General features: G+C 59.5%; 11 protein-coding genes. 4 read left to right on the forward strand and 7 right to left on the reverse strand.

Annotation, left to right across the window (positions count from 1 at the left end; all coding sequences use genetic code 11):
* Positions 1-19: 19 nt before the first annotated feature.
* Entirely contained in the window at positions 20-1,213 is a 1,194-nt protein-coding gene (locus tag KCG45_RS06565; protein WP_218316246.1) for a DUF418 domain-containing protein, read from the forward strand.
* Here the strand turns inward: KCG45_RS06565 and KCG45_RS06570 are convergent.
* The 3 genes from KCG45_RS06570 to KCG45_RS06580 are packed head-to-tail and all read right to left on the reverse strand — an operon-like array spanning position 1,210 to position 3,811.
* Positions 1,210-2,361 carry a CaiB/BaiF CoA transferase family protein gene (locus tag KCG45_RS06570; RefSeq protein ID WP_218316247.1) on the reverse strand — a complete coding sequence of 384 codons (1,152 nt, stop codon included), beginning with the start codon at positions 2,359-2,361 and terminating at the stop codon, positions 1,210-1,212. The two genes, KCG45_RS06565 and KCG45_RS06570, sit on opposite strands and share 4 nt — an antisense overlap.
* A 3-nt stretch (positions 2,362-2,364) precedes the next feature.
* Positions 2,365-3,030, reverse strand: coding sequence for a CoA transferase subunit B (locus KCG45_RS06575; RefSeq protein WP_218316248.1), 666 nt, complete (start codon positions 3,028-3,030; stop codon positions 2,365-2,367).
* Positions 3,031-3,088: 58 nt separating this feature from the next.
* A complete protein-coding gene (locus KCG45_RS06580) occupies positions 3,089-3,811 on the reverse strand; it encodes a CoA transferase subunit A (protein WP_218316249.1) in 723 nt (240 codons plus the stop codon).
* 542 nt (positions 3,812-4,353) lie between these two features.
* Here KCG45_RS06580 and KCG45_RS06585 point away from each other — a divergent pair.
* A complete protein-coding gene (locus KCG45_RS06585; RefSeq protein WP_218316250.1) occupies positions 4,354-6,660 on the forward strand; it encodes a CDC48 family AAA ATPase in 2,307 nt (768 codons plus the stop codon).
* A gap of 17 nt (positions 6,661-6,677) precedes the next feature.
* Here the strand turns inward: KCG45_RS06585 and KCG45_RS06590 are convergent, their stop codons facing one another.
* Together KCG45_RS06590 and polA are read right to left on the reverse strand one after the other, a co-directional pair.
* Positions 6,678-7,778 carry a mechanosensitive ion channel family protein gene (locus KCG45_RS06590; protein ID WP_218316251.1) on the reverse strand — a complete coding sequence of 367 codons (1,101 nt, stop codon included), beginning with the start codon at positions 7,776-7,778 and terminating at the stop codon, positions 6,678-6,680.
* Between the two features lie 36 nt (positions 7,779-7,814).
* The gene (gene polA / locus KCG45_RS06595; RefSeq protein ID WP_218316252.1) at positions 7,815-10,652 is read right to left on the reverse strand and encodes a DNA polymerase I; all 2,838 of its coding nucleotides are present in this window, start codon (positions 10,650-10,652) and stop codon (positions 7,815-7,817) included.
* Between the two features lie 244 nt (positions 10,653-10,896).
* Between polA and KCG45_RS06600 the strand changes: the two genes are divergently transcribed.
* Positions 10,897-11,166, forward strand: a complete 270-nt coding sequence (locus KCG45_RS06600) for a hypothetical protein (RefSeq protein ID WP_218316253.1) — start codon at positions 10,897-10,899, stop codon at positions 11,164-11,166.
* 109 nt (positions 11,167-11,275) lie between these two features.
* Here the strand turns inward: KCG45_RS06600 and KCG45_RS06605 are convergent, their stop codons facing one another.
* Complete coding sequence (locus tag KCG45_RS06605) at positions 11,276-12,322, reverse strand: serine hydrolase (RefSeq protein WP_218316254.1); 1,047 nt, start codon at positions 12,320-12,322, stop codon at positions 11,276-11,278.
* Between the two features lie 279 nt (positions 12,323-12,601).
* On the opposite strand from KCG45_RS06605, the gene KCG45_RS06610 reads away from it, so the two are divergent.
* Positions 12,602-14,863: a DUF305 domain-containing protein gene (locus KCG45_RS06610; RefSeq protein ID WP_369410745.1), complete on the forward strand. Its 2,262-nt coding sequence runs from the start codon at positions 12,602-12,604 to the stop codon at positions 14,861-14,863.
* Between the two features lie 76 nt (positions 14,864-14,939).
* Here KCG45_RS06610 and KCG45_RS06615 read toward each other — a convergent pair whose 3' ends face one another.
* Positions 14,940-16,781 (reverse strand): DUF885 domain-containing protein, encoded by a 1,842-nt coding sequence (locus tag KCG45_RS06615; RefSeq protein WP_218316256.1) that lies wholly within the window; start codon positions 16,779-16,781, stop codon positions 14,940-14,942.
* Positions 16,782-16,878 lie beyond the last annotated feature (97 nt).

Raw genomic sequence — 16,878 nt, forward strand, 5'->3', positions numbered from 1 at the left:
TCTGATAAACGCGCTGCCCATGGGAGTGCCCACACCCAGCACGCACCGCGTCATCGAGCTGGATGCGCTGCGCGGTCTCGCCGTGATCGGCATCGTCTGGATGAACGTTTACGCGTTCGCCCTCCCGCATCAGGCATACCACAACCCGGTTGTGTACGGCGCAGAGCATGCGGCGGACCGCCTGATCTGGGCTGTCAGTTTCGTCTTCATCGAAGACAAGTTCCGAACGCTCTTTGCTATGATGTTCGGGGCGGGCTGCCTGATCCTGCTGGAGCGGGAGGCGGCGCGTCCCGTGCGGAAACACTATGCCCGGATGGTGATATTGGTCGCGATCGGGATCGCACATTCTGTTTTGCTGGCAAATAACGACATCCTGCGCGGCTATGCGATTGCAGGACTGGCGCTGCCATTCTTCGTGCAGCTATCGCACCGCGCGCTCTATGCCGTCGCAATCGGATTTGTCGGCGTCCATGTGGGTGGCGGCATCGTGGTGTTCGGCAGCAGCGTCCTCGATTTCTACGCTGGCCGCATGGGGACCGATGCTTCTCTATTCGCCGAGCGCAACTTCGGTGCTGACGAACCCGCCGTCCGCCACGCTCTGCAATTGGGGAGCGAAAATTTCCACGGGAGGATCACGCGGCGCTCGGCCGATATCTTATCCCAGCTGAGGGAGGTTGCAGGCTCTGTCCCGATAAGCCTGGCTGGGATGACACTTGGCATGGCGCTTTGGAAAGACAGGATGCTGGCGCGGGAATGGCGCACTTTCAGAATGCAGCGGCTCGCTGCGATCAGTGCAGCGCTGTCCCTCCCCGTGCTCCTGTTGCTCGCTTGGTGGATGGCAGATAACGGATTTCCGGGCGCTCTCGTCGGGGCATCTGCGCTCGTCCTGTCCGCGCCTTTCGATACGCTTCTTGCGCTCGCATACGCGGCACTGGCGATGGCGTTTTTCAGCGCTTCGGGGAGGCTTACCAGTCAGCTCGCCTGTGTTGGCCGGCTCTCACTGACCAATTACCTCATGACGAGTGTGATCCTGGCCGCACTCTTTGCGAGTTGGGGGTTCGGCCTGTTCGGCGAGGTTTCGCGGTCTCAGGCATTCGCGCTCAGCTTTGTACCGATCGCCGCGATATCGCTGTGGTCGCCGTTCTGGCTGAAGCATTTTGGCCATGGACCGTTCGAACGAGTCTGGCGCCTTAGTGCCCGGTTGCTGTCCTAATCATCCTCGCCCTGGATCGGCGACGGTCGGTCCAGCGCCAGCTCGGCATCGGAGAACGTGAAGGGCGACCGCACGCCGGGCATCCCGCCGATATCCACGCGCAGCCCGCGCGCGATGACCTGCGGATCGGAAAAAACCTCGTCCAATTGGTTGATCGGTCCGGCAGGAACGCCTCTGGCTTTGCATTTGGCCAGCAGTTCGGCCTTGGTCCATTTTCCAGTCGCCATAGCGATTTCGGCATCGAGAGCTGCGGCATTGATCGTGCGATCGCCATTGCGCGCGAAACGCGCATCGTCGGCCAGCTCGGCAATCCCCAAAAGTTCGGCAAGCTTCCTGAACAGGCCATCATTCGCAGGCGCGAGGATCACGTGCCCGTCGCTGACCGGAAAGACCCCGTAAGGGGCAACCTGGGCGTGCGCGTTGCCCATGCGCGGTGGATTGTCTCCTGTGGTCAGATAATACGTCGCCTGATTGGCGAGGAGTGCCACCGAACAATCGAGCAAACTCATATCGACCTGCTGCCCGGTGCCCGTTCGTCCGCGCTGGATCAGAGCGGCCTGGATGCCATTCGCCGCGTACACCCCGGTCGAAAGATCCGAAATCGAAATGCCCATTTTCATCGGATCGCCATCGGGCTCACCGGTAACGGACATAAAGCCGCTCATCCCCTGGATCACGAAATCGTATCCAGCCTCGCTCGCTCGGGGTCCGGTGTGGCCGAAGCCTGTGATCGAACAATAGACAAGGCCGGGATTGCCCGCCTTCAGCGACGGGTAATCGAGTGCGAACTTCGCTAGGCTGCCGGTCTTGAAATTCTCGATGAGCACATCGGCAGAGGCGCTCAGTTCGCGCACTCGCGCAAGATCGGCCTCATCGCGAAAGTCCGCTACGATCGAGCGCTTCCCGCGATTGCATGCGTGATAATAGGCGGCTTCTCGCTGGATGTTGCCGTGTGCATCGGCGCGTTCCACCCATGGCGGACCCCACTGACGTGTGCCGTCCCCTTCGGGGCTTTCGACCTTGATCACATCCGCGCCGAGATCGGCCAGAATCTGGCCGGCCCATGGCCCGGCTAGCACACGCGCCAGTTCGAGCACTCTTATTCCGGCAAGCGGTGCCTTCGGATTTCGGGGCGTTTCCAGCCACATGGATCAGGCTGTCTCAAGCGCCACTTCGTATTGAGCAGTCGTCTTTTCCGCTACCTCTTCGGCCGAAACGCCGGGAGCCAGTTCGATCAGACGAAATGGCGTTCCCTTGTCAGAGCGATGAAACACGCCAAGGTTCGTGATGATCATGTCGACAACACCTGCCCCGGTAAGCGGGAGAGTGCATTCGGGAATGAATTTCGGACTGCCGTCTTTTGCGTTGTGATCCATCACGACGATGATTTTCTTCACGCCCGCGACGAGGTCCATCGCGCCTCCCATCCCCTTGATCATCTTGCCCGGAATCATCCAATTCGCGATGTCGCCGTTCTGCGCCACTTCCATCGCCCCCAGAACGGTGAGGTCGATATGGCCGCCGCGGATCATGGAAAAGCTCGTCGCACTGTCGAAATAGGCGCTGTGCGGCAGCTCGCTTATCGTCTGCTTGCCCGCGTTGATCAGGTCCGGATCGACCTCGTCATCGTGGGGGAACGGCCCGATCCCCAGCATGCCGTTCTCGCTCTGCAGTGTGACCAGCATTCCTTCAGGAATGTGATTGGCCACAAGCGTGGGAATGCCGATGCCGAGATTGACGTAATAACCATCCTCCAGCTCTTTCGCTGCGCGGGCTGCCATTTGATCGCGGGACCAGCCCGGCGTTTCCTGTGTCATTGAGAATGCTCTTCTTTGGTGTTGTTCGGCGAAATGAGTGTGCAGCCACTGTGGCAGGTCACGCCGACTCTCGCTCTCGCGTCGTGCGGAATTCGATCTTCTTGTCATAGGGCGCGCCGACGATCATCCGGTTCACGAAAACGCCCGGAAGATGGATTTCATCGGGGTTGAGCGCGCCCGCAGGCACCACCTCTTCAACTTCGACAACGCATACCTTGCCGCATGTTGCAGCTGGCTGATTGAAGTTGCGAGCGGTCTTTCGGAATATCAGGTTGCCCGTTTCATCGGCTTTCCATGCTTTCACGATGGCCAGATCCGCGAAAATCCCATGTTCCAGGATGTAGGTCGACATGACGCCATCGGGATCTGTGAAATCCTTGTGCTCCTTGCCTTCCGCGACTTGGGTGCCAACGCCTGTCTTAGTGTAAAAACCGGGGATCCCCGCGCCGCCAGCGCGCAGTCGCTCCGCCAGCGTTCCCTGCGGGCAGAACTCCACTTCGAGCTCGCCTGCCAGAAACTGTCGCTCAAATTCCTTGTTCTCGCCGACATAGGAAGAGATCATCTTCTTCACCTGGCGCGTGCGAAGGAGCTTGCCAATCCCTTCGTTGTCGATGCCCGCATTGTTGCTGGCGAAAGTCAGCCCGTTTACGCCGCTGTCGCGTATCGCGTCGAGAAGCCGTTCGGGGATGCCGCACAGACCAAAGCCGCCCGCGGCAACGAGCATATTGTCTTGCAGCACACCCTCAAGCGCGCTGGCTGCATCTGGGAAAAGCTTACTCATTGAAAGACCTGCCCGGTTGGATTGGAGGAGGAGCTATCCGATCTGGATACCTGGAATACCACCCTGATTAATAGGTGAAGCGCGCCGTGTCACGCGCCGGGTTTGGCGCGGGTTCAAGGCCCTTAAGTTGCTGCGATGCACAACGGGGCAACGACTCATATTTGTGCGAAAAGACCACGAATGCCCAAAAATGCGGCACATCATGTGCGCCAGACAGAAGCAATCCACCGATACAGTGACTAAGGTTGCGCTGAACGCAACATAAAGTGCGGCCTTCGCACTTGCGAAATGGAAGCTGATCTCGCATACCCAATCGTGCCTTTCAGGCATCCTCTCCCAAACTTTTCCAGCCCGGCCTCAGCGCCGGGCTTTTTTCTGCCCTCATGCATCTGGGGCCGCCGAGTGGTACCCGCTTTCGCTTTGTAACAATTTCCCGGTCTCTATCGAAACGATCATAGGCATGGCCGTTTGCAAAGGGCGGCGCCGCTGCCTAGCTAACAGGCAGCCCGACCGCCGAGTCGAACGATCGAGAGGATTTGTCCATGGCCGATGCCGAAGCCGCCACTGCTACCCGAACTGCGCGACTTCAAGTCGCCGCTGCGAGGCAGGAGGAATCGGGACAGGGCATCGCGCGCATGCCGCGTTCGGCGTTCAAGGAACTCGGCATAACCGAAGGCGACGTTGTCGAAATCATCGGGAAGCGCGCGACCGCAGCCATCGCGACCGCCGCCTATGCCGAGGATGAGACGCTTGATGTCGTCCGGCTGGACGGCCTGCAACGAGGCAATGCCGAAGCAGGGTCGGGCGAGCATGTCGAGATCAAGGCAGCCGAGTCGCGACCGGCGACGCGTGTGGTCTTCGCGCCTGCCCAGCGTGAAATGCGGCTGCAGGGGCCGACGCAGGCGCTCAAACGAAATTTCTTCGGTAAACCCTTGGTGGCAGGCGATCTGGTCGCGACGACCGGTCAGCAGCCAGTGCAAAATATGCCTTCCGATGTGCGGCAGTTACTGCGCGCTCCCGCTTACGCCCTGACGCAGATCCGTCTGTCAGTCGCCTCGACAAGCCCCAAGGGCATTGTCCACATCGACGAGAACACAGAGGTCGAACTGCGGACGGAATTCGAAGAGCCGCGCGACGCGCGCGCTGCCGTGAACTATGACGATGTCGGCGGCATGGAAGATACCATTCGGCAACTGCGCGAAATGGTGGAGCTGCCGCTGCGCTATCCCGAGTTGTTCACCCGGCTCGGGGTCGATCCGCCCAAGGGCGTTCTTCTCCATGGACCGCCCGGAACCGGCAAAACCCGGCTCGCGCAGGCAGTCGCCAATGAAAGCGATGCCGAATTTTTCACCATCAACGGGCCAGAAATTATGGGCTCGGGCTATGGCGAGAGCGAAAAGCGTCTGCGCGAGGTTTTCGAAGAGGCGACCCGCGCTGCGCCTGCAATCGTATTCATCGACGAGATCGATTCGATTGCGCCGAAGCGTACGCAAGTTCCGGGTGAGGCCGAGAAAAGGCTGGTGGCTCAGCTTCTGACACTGATGGACGGGCTGGAAGCGCGGGCGAACCTCGTCGTGATCGCGGCGACCAACCGGCCGGATGCCATCGACGAAGCGTTACGGCGTCCGGGCCGGTTCGACCGCGAGATCATTATCGGCGTGCCGGATCAAAGCGGACGCCGCGAAATCCTTGCCATTCATACGCGCGGCATGCCGCTCGAGGCGGCAGTCAAGCTCGATGAGCTTGCTCGGATCACTCATGGCTTTGTGGGTGCCGATATCGCCGCGCTTACCCGCGAGGCCGCGATTGACGCGGTCCGGCGGATCATGCCGCGTCTGGACCTTGATGAACGCACGATCCCGCAGGATGTACTTGAGGATCTGTGCGTCACTCGGGACGACTTCTTTTCCGCGCTCAAACGCATTCAACCATCCGCAATGCGCGAAGTCATGGTGCAGGTTCCGAAGGTCAGCTGGGACGATATCGGCGGCGTGGGCGACGCGATCGACAAGCTGAAAGAGGGTATCGAGCTTCCGCTCAAGAATCCCGAGGCCTTCCGCCGGCTGGGAATTCGTCCCGCCAAGGGTTTCCTGCTCTACGGACCGCCGGGGACTGGGAAGACATTGCTGGCGAAAGCCACGGCGAAAGAGGCAGAGGCGAATTTCATCTCGATGAAAAGCTCCGATCTGCTCTCGAAATGGTACGGAGAGAGCGAACAACAGATTGCCCGCCTGTTCGCCCGGGCGCGCGCAGTTGCGCCATGCGTCATTTTCATCGACGAGATCGACAGTCTCGTGCCTGCACGTGGATCCGGCCAAGGCGAGCCGCAGGTGACAGGACGAGTGGTCAACACGATCCTCGCCGAAATGGATGGATTGGAAGAATTGCAATCGGTCGTCGTTGTCGGAGCAACCAACCGGCCGACATTGGTCGACCCCGCACTGCTTCGTCCGGGCCGGTTCGACGAACTGGTCTATGTCGGCACTCCGGATACCGAAGGCCGCGAGCACATTCTGAAAATCCACACATCCGACATGCCGCTCGGAAAAGATGTGGATCTGTCCGACGTCGCTGCGAAGACCGAGAGGTTCACAGGAGCCGACCTTGAAGATGTCGTCAGGCGAGCAGGATTGGCGGCCTTGCGGCGGTTAGGGGGCGATGTGAACGAGGTTGCGGCCGAAGATTTCGCCGCGGCACTGGACGATTCGCGCGCGACCGTCACTTCGAGGATGGAGGATGAATATCGCAAGATGCGCGGTGAGCTGAAGAAGCGCGCCGCTGAAGCTCATCCTATCGGGTTTTTTGCGCCGGATACGTTGGAGCCGACCAAGGCGAAGAAACACGATTAAAGCTGCGTAACCCCGGCCTAGGGGGCAGCGGCTTCGCCCGCCTTTTCGTGGCCGCCCGGCACTTCCAGCCTGTGGCGGATAAGCGCATCGGGCATGTTTTCGCGCAGCCAGCCAACCATGTGCTCGCGCGTTTCGCAGCGCAGGTTCCACAGGTCGCCAATCGTCTTGGCGCTCATGGATAGGCGCAGCTCGATGCTTTCGGGATAGGTTTCGGTGAGCAAGGCGGCGATGTTTCGCCCATCGAACAGCTCATGATTGCTGACGAACTTGTCGAATTCTTCGCGTATCGGGGCGACATCTGTTGCCGGATCGAGATGAAGGAACACCGGCCCCGTCAGCTGCTCATTCCGGCGCGACCAGTTTTCAAAGCTGTCGTCCAGAAACCGCGATGTCGGCACGATTATGACGCGTTCGTCCCAAGTGCGGACCGTGACGAAGCTCATGTGAATTTCCTCGACCCGGCCAACGTCGCCGTCAACCTTCACCAGATCGCCGATACGCATCGGCTCCGTCAGTGCGACTTGCAATCCCGCAATCAGGGATTTGAGTGCCGGCTGGGCCGCCGCGCCTACCGCCAGAGCTGCTAGGCCAGCCGAGGCGAGCATAGTGGTCCCGATGGCCTGCACCTCTGGAATGGAAAACAGCATCAGGCCGATGGTGATCAGTATGATTGCAAAGGTCGCGATCCGCGAAAACACTGCGATCCGCGTCCGCCTGCTGCGCATGGCGACAGGATCGCTATGCATCTCGATCCTCGCCTCAATCGCTGCGGTGACGCCGCGCACGATGTTATACGCGATCCATCCCAGCAAGGCCGGGCGAAGGAATTGTGCCAGCGGCTCCCACAAGAGACCGAGGGATTCGTCTACTTGGGCTGCCAACGTCACCCCGATGGCGATGAAAGACCATTTGATCGGGCTGCGCACACGATCGATGATCATGTCATCGACGTCGTTTTCGGACATAAGCGTGAGCCGGTTCACGGCGGCGAAGGCAATTCGGTACGCCGCGTAGGAGAGTATCATGGCTATGAATACCACGATCGCTGACGCGGCTATGTCGTAGGCAAGCACATTCCAGTCGATGTCCCAGTTTTCGGGATTAAGATCGTCAAACATGCCCGGCCCCTATGTCTAATGTGCCGGCAAGACAAGCTAGTGTGCAGCGTCCCATGACTTCCCGGTCCCGATGTCGACGGCGAGCGGCACGTCGAGCGTCACCGATGGCGATGCTGCGTCGGCCATGACCTGCTCGATGACTTTGGAGGCGCTTTCGACATCGCTTTCCGGCAATTCGAAGACGAGTTCGTCGTGCACCTGCAAAAGCATGCGGACATCATGCAGTTCCGCATCACGCAAGGCGGGCAGCATCCGCACCATGGCCCGCTTGATTATGTCGGCACTCGTGCCCTGGATCGGGGCATTGATAGCGGCGCGTTCTGACCCCTGCCGCTCGGCCTGGTTCCTGGATTTGATGCGTGGGAACCACGTCTTACGGCCGAACAGCGTTTCGGAATACCCACACTCTCGAACCGTCTCGAGCGTCTCCATGATATAGCGCTGAATGCCGGGAAAGCGTTTGAAGTATGTGTCGATCATGTCTTGCGCTTCGTCTGGTTCAACCTCCAGACGTCCGGCAAGGCCCCATCGCGAGATGCCATAAAGGATCGCGAAATTGATCGTCTTGGCGCGCGCGCGCGTATCGCGGGTAACCTCCCCGAACATCTCAGTCGCCGTACGTGAGTGAATGTCCTCTCTGTTGGCGAACGCTTCTTTCAGGGTGTCGACCTCCGCCATATGGGCGGCGAGCCTGAGCTCGATCTGCGAATAGTCGGCGGCGAGCAGCACGTTGCCGCTTTCCGGCACGAATGCCTCGCGGATCTGGCGGCCGATGGCGGTGCGGATCGGGATGTTCTGAAGGTTCGGATCGGTCGAAGACAGTCGGCCCGTCTGCGCACCGACCAGTGAATAGCTGGTGTGAACGCGCCCGGTATCGGGATTGATCGCCTGTTGCAGTGCGTCGGTATAGGTGGACTTCAGCTTGGAGAGCTGCCGCCATTCGAGCACTTTGTTGGCAATCGGCGCGCCGTCTCCGGACAGTCGCTCCAATACGCTCTGATCGGTTGAATACTGCCCGCTTTTGCCCTTCTTCCCGCCTTTGTAGCCGAGCTTGTCGAACAGGATTTCGCCAAGCTGCTTCGGACTTCCCACAGAGAATTCCTGCCCTGCGAGCTCGTGAATCTCGCCCTCCAGCCTGCCGATCTCCTTTGCGAACTCCTCGGAAAGTTTGGCGAGGCGCGCTCGGTCGACCTTGATACCCTCACGCTCCATTTGGGCGACGACGGGGATCAGTGGACGGTCGACGCGCTCGTACACTTTGGTTCCGCCTTCGATGGCAAGACGCGGCTTCAGGTGCTGGAACAGCCGCCAAGTGACATCGGCGTCCTCGGCTGCGTATTCGGTTGCTCGGGAGAGCGGAACCTGGCCGAACGGAATCGCTTTCTTGCCGGTTCCGCAGACATCCTTGAACGCGAGCGGCTCGTGGTCGAGGTGGCGGACGGACAATTCGTCCATACCGTGCCCGCCGCCTATGCCGTCCTGCCCGCGTCCTGCGTCGAGGTCGAAACTGACGATCATCGTGTCTTCGATTGGAGAGACTTCCACGCCGTAGCGGGCCAGCACGTTAAGATCGTATTTGCCGTTCTGGAACACCTTTGTGACGCTCGCATCGGCTAGCATGGGCGACAGAATCGTCAGCGCCTCGCCCAGGTCCACCAGATCCGGTTTTTCGTCGAACATGTCGCTACCACCGTGGGCGAGCGGGATGTAGCAGGCATCGTTCGGGCCCAAGGCCAGGCTGACCCCGACCAGGTCCGCACGCATCGCATCGAGCGCCGAGGTCTCCGTATCCACCGCGACCAGTCGGGCAGCGATCGCCCGCTGCGCCCATTCCCTCAGCCGGTCGACGGTCTGCACGGTCTCATACGCGGTGCGATCCAAAGCGGGCATTTCGGGTAGCGGCTGACTGTTGCCTTCTACATCGCCCGCATCGCCTGCTTTCTCGGCGGCTGCAGGGTGGAGGTTGTTCGTTCGTTCAGGACTGCCCGAACCTGTGCCCAATCGTTTCAGGAGTGAAGTGAATCCGTGCTTTGCTAGAAAGGCCGCGAGCGGCTCTTCCGGAATCTTCTCGATCCGCATCTCGTCGAGAGATTGTGGCAGGTCGCAATCCTCTTTCAACGTAACAAGAACCCGGCTCATTTCCGCATCGCCCCGGTGTTCGAGCAAACGTTCTTTCAGCTTGGACTTCTTCATGTCTTCGGCGGAATCGAGCGCTGCGGTGAGTGATCCGTGCTCCGCGACCAGTTTGCTCGCGGTCTTCGGGCCGATCCCGTAGATGCCTGGAATATTGTCGACACTGTCCCCCATGAGCGCGAGCACATCCCCGACCAGCTCCGGCGGCACTCCGAATTTCTCCTCGACCTCGGGGATATAGATGCGCGCACTTTTCATCGTGTCGAGCATATCGATTCTGGCGCCGTCGACCTCCCCGATCAGCTGCATCAGATCTTTGTCCGAAGACACGATGGTGACATTCCAACCCTGCCTTTGCGCTTCGCGCGCATAGGACGCGATCAGGTCATCGGCTTCGAGCCCGGATTCCTCGATACAGGGCAGGCTGAATGCGCGGGTCGCATCGCGGATCAACGGGAATTGCGGCCGAAGATCCTCTGGTGGTTCAGGCCGATTGGCCTTGTATTCGGGATAGATATCGTTGCGAAAACTCTTCGAATCCTTGTCGAGTATGACGGCGAGATGAGTCGGCCCGTCGGCGGCGTCCAGATCGTCGGCCAGCTTCCACAGCATAGTCGTGTAACCATAGACCGCACCCACCGGCGTCCCCTCCGGGTCGGTCAAGGGCGGAAGCCGATGGTAGGCCCTGAAAATGTAGGATGAACCATCGACTAGGTAGAGGTGCTGTTTCTGATCGGCCATGCGAACCTGCTAGCATCGGGAATAGGCTTGCGTAAGCTGCTTTGATCGCCGCCGCGAATTGTGCACGGGTCGCCTTAATTGTGGCGAGAACGAGGCAAAATCAGGGCAGTTTTGCCTCATTTAGCTTGCAATGCCACATTGCGGCCACTATTTGGCACCCAGAACCCGGGGGTCAGATACCGGTTTCGGCATGGCGTAAAAAGCTGTCCATGCTCATTCACGTGTTGAATAAGGAATTGTTATTATGCGTAAGTTCGTACTCGCAACTGCTGTTGCCGTTTCTGCCTTTGGTCTTGCTGCATGCGGCGAAACCGCTGAACAGGCTGGCGACGTTGATGACGCAATGGCTGCAGACGCCGAAGCAAACGCTGAAGCGGTTGAAGCTGCTGCTGGCGAAGCTGCTGCTGAAGTCGAAGCCGGTGCCGACGCTGCTGGCGCCGCTGCTGAAGAAGCTGCGATCGAAGCCGAAGCTGCTGTCGAAGGCGAAAGCGAAGCGGAAGCTGCTGCCGAGTAATTCGCAGACGCATTCACGCAGCCTTTGCAAACATGCGAAGGTCGCTTGATACAGAAAAGGCGGCTCCGATCGGAGCCGCCTTTTTTATTTTGACCAGGATCGGCTCTTATTAGCCACCATTGCTCGGCGCGCTGGTCCAATTTTGTTGGCGTTCTCTCGCACGGGCCTTCGCGTCGAAGCCATCATAGAGTGCGCGCGCAATCGAAGCGATCCGTGCCTCGCGGGCGCGGCGTGCGCCTTGGCCTGTGACATAAATCGCAACGGCGATAGCCCGACCATCTGGATATTCGATGATGCCGATATCGCTGGAGGTGTTGTTGAGCGAACCGGTCTTGTGGCTGACGCGGGCTTCGTTTGGCATGTGCGCTACGATCCGGCGCTTGCCAGTGACAGTGCGGCTCATCGCGCCAAGCAGGACGCGTCGGCTCTGGTCAGACAGGAAGTCGCCGCGATAGAGCCCCTGGAGCAGACGCACCATCGCAAGCGGGGTGGCGGCGTCGCGTTCATCGATCCAGGTCGCCGGGTCGTACTCCCCGTCGTCACGGACGAGGGTGGCGATATCACGGTCGATGCTGAACTCCGTGATGCCCTGACGGATCATCCAGTCATTGACCTCGCCCGGCCCTCCGACAGCTTTAAGCAGCGAATCGGTTGCTGGATTGCTCGACCGGGTGATCATGATCTCGATGAGGTCGATGGCCTGCATGTATTTGCCTTTCCGCACCGGCGCAGCGCGGGAGGAAAACTTGGCGGAGCGAACCGGGATGAGCAGCGGAAATTCGGAAGTCAGCGAGTATGTCCCCTGCTCGACCATCTCGAGGTATTTCGCAGCAACTGCAATCTTGCTGGTGGATGCCATGGGAAATAGCTGATCGCCCAGTACGTTGAGTGTCTCGCCAGTGGATAGGTCCATGGCGGCCACGCCGATCCGCCCCTTGCCGCCATCGGCAAGTTCGGCGATGCGCTTTTCAAAGCCGGTTTCGTAGATTGCTTCGAAGGTTTCGGGGTTGCGCATATCGGTACCGAATGCGCTGTCGAAACTTGCTTGAAGCTCATTGCCCTGTTGCGTTTGTGCCGAAGCAGCAACGGGCGCCGTAAAAAGCGCTAATCCAGCTGCGATTGCAGCGACGAGGGTGGAGCGTGGCTTTGAGTTCATACCGAATGCTACCTGTTACATAGTTACCGCAGACTTAATGATAGTGCGCCGGACGACGCAATCTGTCGCCACATAGCTTCGTCTCGCCGCTGGATACCCACTGCATAACGCAGCGTGTACGAATATTCCAAATATGCGCCTCGCTCTCACCAGGTCAAAGCGTGAATTGCATCGCGGTTCCGTAAGCAGCCCGGGCCCATACACGCAATTGGTCTTGACTGCGGGCAAAAGGCCCCCTTTTGATGCGGCGAAAGATCGGTAACAGGACCTCTCATGACGATGAAAATCAAATCCGCCAACGGTACCCACGCGCTTGTAACGGCCATGCTGCTCGGCACGTCTAGCATGGCTTTTGCTCAGAGTGCTCCGATCCTTCAACCCGGAGCTCCGGGAGAGAACAGCAAGACGCTGAGCGCGCAGGAAGCAACGCAGCTTGCAAGCTCGAAATACACGCAGGCCGATGTGAAGTTCATGCAACAGATGATCGTCCATCATCAGCAGGCGGTGATCATGTCGGAGCTCGCCGCAGACCGCACAAATAACGAAGAAGTCGTCACGATCGCAGGCCGCATCGTGTCGAGCCAGGCGGACGAAATCGAATTCATGCAGCAATGGCTTGCCGCAAGGGGGGAGCCGACCGAGCTGGCAATGGCGGGAATGGCCGGGCACGAGCATCACGCGCACATGGGCATGGCTGGAATGGCCACCGCCGAGCAATTGGCTCAGCTCGCCGCATCGCAAGGGACCGAGTTCGACCGGCAATTTCTGACGCTAATGATTGCGCATCACGAAGGCGCAATCGACATGGTCGAAGCTCTGCTGGAACAACCGGGCAGCGCCGCCGATCCGATCCTGTTTCGATTTGCCGGCGATATCGAGAACGATCAGACCAGCGAGATCGACCGTATGGATGCTATCCTCGCAGGGCTGTCCAGCGATCCGCGGGCCACGCTGGCCTCCGGTTTCGACTCGGCAGGTGAGGCAATTCTCAACCTTCGCAAAGTCGTGAGCCTGCCGAAACCGGCTGGGTTCTTCGATCCGGAAAATCCCGCAGACTTGCGAGCAGTCGTGCCGCCGCGCGATGACGTGGAAGACGGTGCAGCAGCTGAGGAGTCTGTCGAAGCAGCCGGCGAGGATGACGTGCCGGTTCGCGATGACGAGGACACCCTCACGCAGTTTGCCGAGCGGACCCCGCTGCTGGACTTTGCTAACACCGATATGGCGTTCTTCGACGACATCATGGTTGCCGGAAATTATCACGGGTTCAACATCTACCGGCTGGGTGAGGACGGCGTACCGGACCTGCTGAGCTCCGTCGTGTGTCCAGGCGGGCAAGGCGACGTTTCGGTGGTCGGCGACATCCTTATCATGAGCGTCGAGCAAACGCGTGGGCGGGTCGATTGCGGCCTTCAGGGTGTGGAAGAAGATGTCAGCGCTGAGCGCTTTCGCGGACTGCGCATTTTCGATATCTCCGATCTGAACGCGGTCCGCCAAGTCGGGCAGGTGCAGACATGCCGTGGCAGCCACACGCATTCTGTCGTTAGCGCGGATGAACAGAAGATCATCGTCTACAATTCGGGTACGTCGAGCGTGCGCGAGCAGGAAGAATTGCCGCGTTGCATCGACAATCCCGCTGATAGTCGCACGGCGCTGTTCAGCATCGACGTGATCGAAATTCCAGTGACCAATCCTGGCGCTGCAAAGATCATCAGCAGCCCCCGCGTCTTTGCCGATGCCGAGACCGGCGAGATCGCAGGTCTCTGGAAGGGCGGGGAGAGCGAAGAGGGTGCGCAGCGCACCGCACAGACCAATCAATGCCACGACATCACGGTCTTCCCGTCGAAGAACCTCGCTGCCGGGGCATGTTCGGGCAACGGAATCTTGATGGATATTTCCGATCCGATGAACCCGGTCAGGATCGATGCGGTCTTCGACAAAGGGTTCGCTTATTGGCACTCTGCCACGTTCAACAATGATGGCACAAAGGTGATCTTCACTGATGAGTGGGGCGGGGGCGGACGGCCTCGGTGCCGCGCATCGGATCCGATGACATGGGGCGCCAATGCGATTTACGACATCAAGGATGGCAAGCTTGAATTCCGCAGCCATTACAAGATGCCCGCGCCCCAAAGCGACAAGGAAAACTGTGTCGCTCATAATGGTTCGATCGTACCGGTGCCGGGCCGCGACCTCTTCGTGCAGTCCTGGTATCAGGGCGGGATCAGCGTGATGGACTTCACCGACAGCGCAAACCCGAAAGAAATCGCGTTCTTCGATCGTGGTGCGATTGACGACGAACAGCTGGTCGTCGGCGGTTTCTGGTCATCATACTGGTACAACGGGCGCATCTACGGCACCGAGATAACGCGCGGGATCGATGTGTTCGCGCTGGAGCCGAGCGAGCATCTGACCGCAGAAGAGATCGCCGCAGCGGAAACGGCATCCTACGCCAACACCCGCTTTAACCCGCAGACACAGACGCAGGTAAGCTGGGATGAAGCGACGATCGAAGCGGCAGCAGCCAGCCGCAGCGGCGGCTAAGCCGAACCACCGGAGAAAGAAAAAAGGGGCGGGGTGGCCTTGTACCATCCCGCCCCTTTTTGTCTTGGAGTATGGATCAGGCGGCTTTAACGCTCGCAATCCATTGATCGACCCGTTTTTCAAGTATCGACAGCGGCACCGATCCGCCGCCGAGAACCGTATCGTGGAACCCACGAATGTCGAACTGGTCGCCCAGTTCTTCCTCAGCCCTGGCGCGCAATTCCTGGATGCGGATCATCCCGATCTTGTACGCGGTCGCCTGTCCCGGCATCACGATGTAACGGCGCACCTCCGATCGGACTGCCGTTTCGGGGATCGGCGAGTTCTCTAGGAAATAGTCGATGGCCTGCTGCTCGCCCCATCCTTTCGAGTGAATGCCCGTATCGACCACAAGCCTGATCGCGCGCCACATCTCGGTCGTCAGGCGACCGAAGTCCGAATAGGGATCGTCGTAAGCACCCATTTCCTTGGCCAGTTTTTCCGAATACAGTGCCCAGCCTTCGCCAAAGGCCGGGATATAACCGCCTTGCGCGCGGAATTTGGGAATGCCCGTAAGTTCCTGCGCAATCGATGACTGCATGTGGTGGCCGGGATTGCCCTCGTGATAGGCAATAACTTCCAGCGAGGGGATCGGCATCGCACGCATGTCGGAAAGGTGCGCGTAATAGACGCCTGGCCGTGATCCGTCGGGCGTTCCGGGGCGGTAGTGCTGCGCAGCGCCATCCTGCTCGCGGAAGGGCTCGACCCTTTTGACCACGAGATCGGCCTTGGGCAGCGTTCCGAAGAAATCGGGCAGGCGTTCATTGATGAAGGCAAGATGCTTTTCTGCCTGATCGATATATTGCTGCGCCCCGGCATCGTTGTCGGGATAGAAGAATTGGTCGTCTTCGCGCACGAACGTGAAGAACTCCTGCAGATCACCGTCGAAGCCTACCTGATCCTTGATCGCCTCCATCTCCGCGCGGATGCGCGCGACTTCGGACAGGCCTGTTTCGTGGATTTCGTCCGCCGTGAGATCGGTAGTCGTCATGAGATTGAGCCGATAATTGTAGAAGTCGTCGCCGCTTGCGAGCGCGCCGACGCCCTGCGCCGTTTCATCGGAGTTCGGACGGTCCTCGGTGTACCAATCGATGACCCGGCGGTAAGCGGGTGCGAACTCTTCGGTCAGGGCCGCACGGGCTTCCTCACGCAGCTCATCGGCTCGCTCTTCCGTGATCGCACCGTCTTCAACCAGTTTGGCCAGATGCGCTTCGCTCGCCTCCCACAGCGCGGAGGGCTCGCCGTCGTCAAACGGAGCGCCGTTGGTCAGTTTCGTCGATTCCTCGATCACGGCGTCATAAGAAAAGCGCGGTGGGCGCGTTCCGGCTTCGGCATTGTTTTTCGCGCGGTCGAGAAGCTGGTCCATCGCCGTGCCGATGCCTGCGATTCGAGCAATGAAAGCCTCCATATCGCTTTCATCTTCCACTCGGTGCTGCGTCAGGACGAAGCTCGGCAGAGCGGTGTGCGTCCCGTTCATCTGATGCAGGATATATTGCTGATCGTTGAACTCGGCTGCGCGCGCGGCCTGATCGGCGCGGAACTGAAACATGTCCCAGGACAGTTTCGCTTCATCCGAAAGTTCGTCGTAATCGAAGTTTGCTTCCATCTCTGCGACGGCTGCCTGCCACCACTGGATCTGCTCCTGCTGCGCCTCAAGCGAGAGATCGTCGATCTTGTCGTTGTCGCTCTTCCGGCCGAGGGCCGTCTGCCGGATCGGGCTGAATTTCAGCTCCTCCTCGAATTTGGTTTCGAACCATTCGTTGAGGCATTCCGTTTGTGAGCTTTCGCAATTGACGGTCGCCACAGTCGGTGAGGTGAGCTGTTCGCATCCGGCGAGCGCGACGGATGCCAGCAGCAAGGCAGCAAGTTTGGTTTTCACGGTAAGTCCCCTACGTCTCCAATATTGTCGGCGATCATGGGGCAAGCCGATATGATTGGGAACCCGGGAATTCGACGAACAAAAAACCCCGAGGGAC

Origin of the sequence: Erythrobacter ani (assembly GCF_019204025.1) — a bacterium.
In the GTDB taxonomy this organism is placed as follows: Bacteria; Pseudomonadota; Alphaproteobacteria; order Sphingomonadales; family Sphingomonadaceae; genus Erythrobacter; species Erythrobacter ani.

Coding starts and splice junctions, on each gene's coding strand:
- KCG45_RS06565 (WP_218316246.1), top strand. CDS start 20: ATGGGAGTGCCCACACCCAGCACGCACCGCGTCATCGAGCTGGATGCG.
- KCG45_RS06570 (WP_218316247.1), bottom strand. CDS start 2,361: ATGTGGCTGGAAACGCCCCGAAATCCGAAGGCACCGCTTGCCGGAATA.
- KCG45_RS06575 (WP_218316248.1), bottom strand. CDS start 3,030: ATGACACAGGAAACGCCGGGCTGGTCCCGCGATCAAATGGCAGCCCGC.
- KCG45_RS06580 (WP_218316249.1), bottom strand. CDS start 3,811: ATGAGTAAGCTTTTCCCAGATGCAGCCAGCGCGCTTGAGGGTGTGCTG.
- KCG45_RS06585 (WP_218316250.1), top strand. CDS start 4,354: ATGGCCGATGCCGAAGCCGCCACTGCTACCCGAACTGCGCGACTTCAA.
- KCG45_RS06590 (WP_218316251.1), bottom strand. CDS start 7,778: ATGTTTGACGATCTTAATCCCGAAAACTGGGACATCGACTGGAATGTG.
- polA (WP_218316252.1), bottom strand. CDS start 10,652: ATGGCCGATCAGAAACAGCACCTCTACCTAGTCGATGGTTCATCCTAC.
- KCG45_RS06600 (WP_218316253.1), top strand. CDS start 10,897: ATGCGTAAGTTCGTACTCGCAACTGCTGTTGCCGTTTCTGCCTTTGGT.
- KCG45_RS06605 (WP_218316254.1), bottom strand. CDS start 12,322: ATGAACTCAAAGCCACGCTCCACCCTCGTCGCTGCAATCGCAGCTGGA.
- KCG45_RS06610 (WP_369410745.1), top strand. CDS start 12,602: ATGAAAATCAAATCCGCCAACGGTACCCACGCGCTTGTAACGGCCATG.